The organism is Flavobacterium sp. SOK18b (genome assembly GCF_014156605.1).
GTDB lineage: Bacteria > Bacteroidota > Bacteroidia > Flavobacteriales > Flavobacteriaceae > Flavobacterium > Flavobacterium tiangeerense.
In genome coordinates, this window is record NZ_QKNZ01000111.1 from 1 (window position 1) to 6449 (window position 6449).

A 6449-nucleotide genomic window follows, 5' to 3' on the forward strand; every position below is an offset into this window, starting at 1 on the left:
GAGTTCATAGATAAACTGACTTAAATAGCCATAAGGCTTGTGAATGATGAAATGGCGGTGCATGGATTAAAATCTTTTTTGGCAAATATAGGGGGTTATTCCTTTTTTAGGAAAGAGATTTCTTTTTTGAGCTGTAAAAAGCTACATTTTTTAATTTTTCACACCACTAAAAAATATAAATTTAACGAATTGATCATTATTTAACAAAATATTAGTTAAATTAGCAAAAACATTTATTAAATCTTTAGACAAAATTACAATCATTACATAAAAAAACAGGTATTTATACCTGCTTTTAGACCGCTTATTTCACTTAGATTTGTTCTGTAAAAAAGAAATTAAAATATATTTAATAAAAATAAGGTTACAAAAATTAGTTTTAATAAAATTAATGTAAATATTTAAAAAAATAAATATGGAGGGAACTATAGGAGAAATTCGTCTTTTCGCAGCAACATTTGCACCTAAAAATTGGTCGTATTGTGATGGGTCACTTATTCAAATAAGAAGCAATACTGCTCTCTTTTCTATTTTAGGAACTAATTATGGCGGTGATGGGCAAAACACATTTGCTTTACCGGATCTTAAAGGACGTACCGCTTTAGGGGCTGGACAAGGACAAGGATCTGGTCTGTCTTATTATGCCTTAGGTCAAAAATCAGGTTTTAATAGTGTCTCACTAAACAACAATCAGCTTGCTCCGCATACACATGCTTGTGTAAGTAATGTTGTAATTCATGCCTATTCAGACGCGGGAGATTCAAATAGTCCTACTGGAAATGTTTTAGCGGCAAAATCTACCATGTATAGTTCAGTTGCAGGAGATACCTCAATGAAAACAACTCCATTTAATGTGGTAGTTAGTGCAACTGGAAATAACCAGCCGCTACCTATTAATCAACCTTCAATTGGTTTGAATTATATTATTTGCCTGTATGGAATATTTCCTTCTCGCCAGTAGTACTCACATACAAATACATCATAAACTTTAAAACATTATTATGGAAGGAACTGTAGGGGAAATCCGCATTTTTGGTGGTAATTTCGCACCATTATATTGGTCATTTTGTAATGGCAGCACATTGAGTATTTCAGAAAATGAAGCGCTATATACTCTAATTGGCACTACTTATGGGGGCGACGGAGTACTAACATTTCAGGTTCCTGATCTTCGCAGCCGCATTCCAGTTGGTACGGGACAAGGGCCTGGTCTACCGCAAATGATTTTGGGTCAGGTTGGGGGTTCAGAAACTGCTGTAATGTCCAGTAATCAAATGCCCGCACACTCTCATTTTGGAACAGGTAGCATTTCAATTCCAGCTTACAGTCAACCAGATAGTTTGGGTTCTCCAACCAATGCCGAATTAGCTGGTTTAACAGGAGCGTACTCCACCGAGACAGCAGATACCAGTTTAAAACCCGAAACTTCAACTGTAAATCTGGCAGCTGCGGGTCAGGGTATGCCATTTAGTATTATACAACCTTATACAGCTGCAAATTATATTATTTGCGTTGAGGGTATTTATCCAACTAGAAACTAAACTTAAAAACATTAATCATGGAAGGAACAATGTCAGAAATTCGCTTATTTGCTCCCAATTTCGAGCCTAAATATTGGGCGTTTTGTGCAGGACAACTACTTGCTATAAATACCAACCAAGCTCTATTTAGTCTTTTAGGAACAACCTATGGCGGTAATGGTGTACAAACATTTGCACTGCCTGATTTGCGAGGTCGAGTTCCAATGGGTACAGGCGTAGGAACTGTCGATCAATATCAATTGGGTGAAATTTCAGGGGCTAATAATGTAACGGCAACTCTTGCAAACTTGCCATCACATACCCATGTGGGAACTGGTTCTTATACTATTTTGGCTTATTCAGACGAGGGAGATAACGGATCTCCGACAGGAAATAGTTTGGCGGCTTTAGCAGGTCTTTATTCTACAAAAACACCTGATACTTCTTTAAGACCTATAAATGCATCAATTACCATCGGTATAAATGGAGGCAATCAGCCAATACCTGTTCAGCAGCCGTATTTAGGGATGAATTATATAATATGCCTGATGGGAATTTTTCCTTCAAGAAACTAATTTTATATACCCATTGGATGTTTCCAATAAGTTATTTGCCTTGTTGTAAAACATCATTAATTATTGTTTATGAAAATAGCTCTACTCTTAACGCGTTCCGTAATCTATCCTTCAATGGCTTTTGATATCATAGATGGTTTTAAATCTTCTCTAAAAAAATTAGGAGTAGAAGGAAAACACGAAATCGTATCATCAAATATAGGTGTGGCCGGCAAAAATGAAGAAATTTATATTTGCTGCGAACAATTATTACTCAATAATACAGATATAATTATTGCTTATATAAATCCTATTACAGCAGAATTTATTCATCCTCTTTTTGAAAATTCCGGAAAGTTACTGATCGTTTTAGATAGTGGTTATCATTTCCCAAACTTTCAACAAAAATTATCAAACGCTCATTTTATTTCTTTAGAAGGTAATTTGTGTTCCCGTGCGATTGTTCGTAAAGCCGCAGAAGAAGGGCTACAGGATTTTGCTTTTACCTGTTCTTTTTACGATGCAGGTTATCGTCCTCCTTACACGTATTCAACTTCGGTTGAAGATAAAGGAGGATCTATTACATACAATCATATTACGCCTTTGAAACGCTCCGATTTTAGTTTGGAACCATTGGCGGGTTATCTTGAAGAAAACAAAGATGCAGCCCTTTTGACTTCTTTTTGCGGAGATATGGCTGAAGATTTTTTTAGAGAATCATCTAAATTTAAGAGTATAATATCCTGTAAAATTTACGGAAGCGGTTTTACAGCAGAAGAATTTTGGCTAAGTAAGATACCTTATCCAGGATATAATTGGAGCTCTTCTATTCCTTGGTCACTAACAATTGTTAGCGAAGAAAATAAAGATTTTGTTGCTACGATGGAGAATATCCGACAAAACAAAGCCAATATATTTTCGCTCTTAGGATGGGAAGCTGCTTTATTTATAGAAGCTGCAAATGAAAAATCACTAGATGCTATTACGATCCACTCACCAAGAGGAAAAGTTTATATGAATCCTGTTACCGGTTTTTCTTCAGCACCTATTTATTACGCCACAGTTGCAAAAAACAAAGAAACAGGTAACTGTCAGTTAGAGGATATTACAGAAGCCGAAAATCTAGATGAAGAACGCAGCCGTTTGCAACATCATATTCTAGCGGTTCAGAATGTAACGTCCAATTCATGGTTTAATGCCTATGCTTGTCTAGAATCATGAGCATGCAACGCGACATCGTTATTTTGTGTAATAACCGCATGGCTTTTCCTTCGATACAAACCTTGTATGGACTGAATAAATTACACACCATTGGAGTACCTGTTGGTAACGATGAGGTGATGTCTTTTTGTTCGGCTTTTGCAAGTCAATCAGGGGTCAATCTCATAGTACTTGAAAAAGAAAAAGTAGAAAATCAGCTACAGGGATTACTTGAAAGCAGTATGGTAAAGTATGTTTTTACAATGACGTTTCCCTGGAAATTATCCGAAAAAATTATAGAACAATATCCTAACTTATTTTATAATTTTCACTACGGCCTTTTACCTGAAATGCGTGGTTGTGATCCTGTTTTTGAATCGATTCGTCAACAAAAGCAAGAAACTGGAATTACTGTTCATTCGATCGAAAAAGGGATTGATACCGGAAATATAGTGCTAAAACGTGTGCTACCAATAGCTACTAATGTCACTCACGGAATGCTTTGCACCAACTTATCTTATCTGGGAGCGCAAATGGTGCCCGAAGTAGTAGCACTTTTGCAAACTAATTTCAAAGGGGTGCCTCAAGATGAAACAGTCGCAAATTACTATAAAAAAGCAGCTGCAAGCGACGTATGCATTCGATGGGAAACTCAGGATGCAAAATCAATAGAGGCATTAGTAAATGCTTGTAATCCTTGGAATAAAGGAGCCTACACTTACTGTAGCGGATGGAACATGCGCATTCTTGAAGTATCAGCAACCAAAAATATTACAGAACATTCAAATTACCCGGGGACTATTTTAGAAATAAATGAAAACAAGGGATTACTTATACAATGTTACAATAATTCACAGCTTCGTATACATACTCTTTATACAGATGAAGGTTTTATGAGTGGACACAAGTTGCTCGCTTTTGGTATAAAAAATGGACAAAAATTCACCTCTTTATAAATTAACTATTTAACTATGAAACATTTTTACGCTCAAATTAAGAATTTCATAAATATCGCCTTGTTTCTGGGGATATTTTTACAGAGTTACGTGGGTAACTCTCAAACGACTCTGTCCGCTGGAGATATTATCTTCACAGGATATGATGCCAATCCCAGTCCCGCTGCGGGAGATGTCTATTCCTTTGTGCTTCTTACCAATATTTCGGCAGGTACAGAAATTAGTTTTACAGACCGCGGTTATTTTGGTGGTGGTGTTTGGCAAGCAGCCGCTTTCTCAGAAGCTACTGTAACTTGGACAGCAGGAACAGCTATTCCAGTTGGTACAGAAATTATTATAAAAGGTCTTACGGCCTCTACTTATGATCCAAACTCCACTTTATTAACAGCAAACGGAATGGTTACTTTAAGCGAGGGTACTCCTACAAACGGATTATCTTTATCTACAGTAGGGGATCAGATCATCGCTTTTCAGGGTGGTTCGGGTGTTCCTGAAAGCGGTACTGTAACTTTTATCTCGGGACTGCATTATTTTTATTGTAGTTCTGGTGCTGGGACTTCTCAGGCTAGCTGGGATGATTTGGCTTGTGCCGACGGACCAAACTCTTCTGTAATACCTGTAGGTCTGGTAGGAGGAACAAGCTCTTTTTATGTTGGAACCTTAGCAGGAAATAGTATAGGTACATCAGGTAAATTTAATGGTACCGGAGCACCATTTGCTAACGCTGCCGCAATAAGAGCTGGTGTTATGAATCAAGCAAACTGGACACTTTCAAATACTACTCCAGCGCTTTCAATGCCTTCAGGTGCTGCTTTTCTGGGTGCAGCGCCAACCATTACAGCTAATCCACCCAACAGAACAATTTGTGTCGGGAGTAATACTACCTTTTCTATTTCAGCAAATGATGCTACTGGCTACCAATGGCAGGTAAATACAGGTAGCGGATTTACAAATATTTCAAATGCTGATCCTTATTCTGGCGCTACTACAACTACTTTAGCTATTACAGCGGCAACCGCTGGAATGAGTGGTTATTTATATCGCTGTGTTGCTAGTGGTGCAGGTTCTGCTACCTCAAATTCAGGAACACTAACAGTTTCTAATATAACTGCAACTAGTATTCAAACTAATGTGAGTTGCTTTGGAGGTTCTAACGGATCTGCTATGGTTACTCCATCCGGTGGAATTTCTCCATATACGTATAGCTGGTCTCCATCAGGAGGGACAGGAGCAATCGCCACAGGATTGTCAGCAGGAAGTTATACTGTAACCATAACAGATGCTAGTTTATGTTCGACTACTCAAAACTTTATAATTACACAACCAACTGCTCTTGTAGCGACTGCTGCTGCACAAACAAATGTGTCTTGTTTCGGCGGTTCTAACGGAGCGGCTTCAATTAATACCCCTACTGGTGGAGCTGGTGGTTATACCTACAACTGGACGCCAGGCAACCCAACAGGTGATGGAACAAGATCAGTAACAGGATTATCATCCGGAACTTGGACTTGTACCATTACCGATGCTAACTCATGCATCGCTACGCAAAGTTTTACGATTACGCAACCAACTGCAATTGCCGTTACACCTGCATCACAAACTAATGTTTCTTGTTTTGGAGGCTCAAATGGTGCCGCGGCTATCAATACGCCAACAGGAGGAGCTGGTGGTTATACCTACAACTGGACGCCGGGTAATCCAACGGGTGACGGAACTACTTCTGTTACTGGCTTGACAGCAGGAATCTGGACATGTACTGTTACCGATGCTAACGGTTGTACCAGAGCACAAAACTTTACGGTGACACAACCAACTGCTATTTCAGTAACACCTGCATCACAAACGAATATCGCTTGTAATGGAGGTTCAACTGGTGCAGCTGCTATTAATATTCCAACAGGTGGAGCGGGTGGATATACCTACAACTGGACTCCAGGTACCCCAACAGGTGACGGAACTCCTTCTGTTACAGGTTTAACAGCTGGGACTTGGACATGTACTGTAACGGATGCAAACAGTTGTACTACTGCTGTTAACTTTGTAATCACACAGCCAACTGCTATCAGTACGGCAACTGCTGCACAAACAAATGTGTCTTGTAATGGAGGTTCTAATGGTTCTGCTTCAGTGACTCCTTCTGGTGGTGCTGGTGGATATACTTACTCTTGGGCTCCATCTGGTGGAACAGCGGCTACTGCTACTGGTCTTACAGCTGGAAC

At 38.9% G+C, this 6449-nt stretch carries 6 protein-coding genes; all 6 read left to right on the forward strand.

Annotation, left to right across the window (positions count from 1 at the left end; all coding sequences use genetic code 11):
* Nucleotides 1–415 precede the first annotated feature (415 nt).
* Nucleotides 416–961 carry a phage tail protein gene (locus tag DNC80_RS14085; RefSeq protein WP_182651755.1) on the forward strand — a complete coding sequence of 182 codons (546 nt, stop codon included), beginning with the start codon at nt 416–418 and terminating at the stop codon, nt 959–961.
* Between the two features lie 40 nt (nt 962–1001).
* Nucleotides 1002–1541, forward strand: coding sequence for a phage tail protein (locus DNC80_RS14090; protein ID WP_182651756.1), 540 nt, complete (start codon nt 1002–1004; stop codon nt 1539–1541).
* 17 nt (nt 1542–1558) lie between these two features.
* On the forward strand, nt 1559–2095 hold the full coding sequence (locus DNC80_RS14095; protein ID WP_208653363.1) for a phage tail protein: 537 nt from the start codon (nt 1559–1561) through the stop codon (nt 2093–2095).
* A gap of 69 nt (nt 2096–2164) precedes the next feature.
* Entirely contained in the window at nt 2165–3295 is a 1131-nt protein-coding gene (locus DNC80_RS14100) for an ABC transporter substrate-binding protein (protein ID WP_182651757.1), read from the forward strand.
* Nucleotides 3296–3297: 2 nt separating this feature from the next.
* Nucleotides 3298–4230 (forward strand): formyltransferase family protein, encoded by a 933-nt coding sequence (locus DNC80_RS14105; protein ID WP_182651758.1) that lies wholly within the window; start codon nt 3298–3300, stop codon nt 4228–4230.
* Nucleotides 4231–4245: 15 nt separating this feature from the next.
* Nucleotides 4246–6449 (forward strand): SprB repeat-containing protein (locus DNC80_RS14110; protein ID WP_182651759.1); only part of this gene is annotated, 2204 nt, incomplete at its 3' end.

Coding starts and splice junctions, on each gene's coding strand:
- DNC80_RS14085 (WP_182651755.1), top strand. CDS start 416: ATGGAGGGAACTATAGGAGAAATTCGTCTTTTCGCAGCAACATTTGCA.
- DNC80_RS14090 (WP_182651756.1), top strand. CDS start 1,002: ATGGAAGGAACTGTAGGGGAAATCCGCATTTTTGGTGGTAATTTCGCA.
- DNC80_RS14095 (WP_208653363.1), top strand. CDS start 1,559: ATGGAAGGAACAATGTCAGAAATTCGCTTATTTGCTCCCAATTTCGAG.
- DNC80_RS14100 (WP_182651757.1), top strand. CDS start 2,165: ATGAAAATAGCTCTACTCTTAACGCGTTCCGTAATCTATCCTTCAATG.
- DNC80_RS14105 (WP_182651758.1), top strand. CDS start 3,298: ATGCAACGCGACATCGTTATTTTGTGTAATAACCGCATGGCTTTTCCT.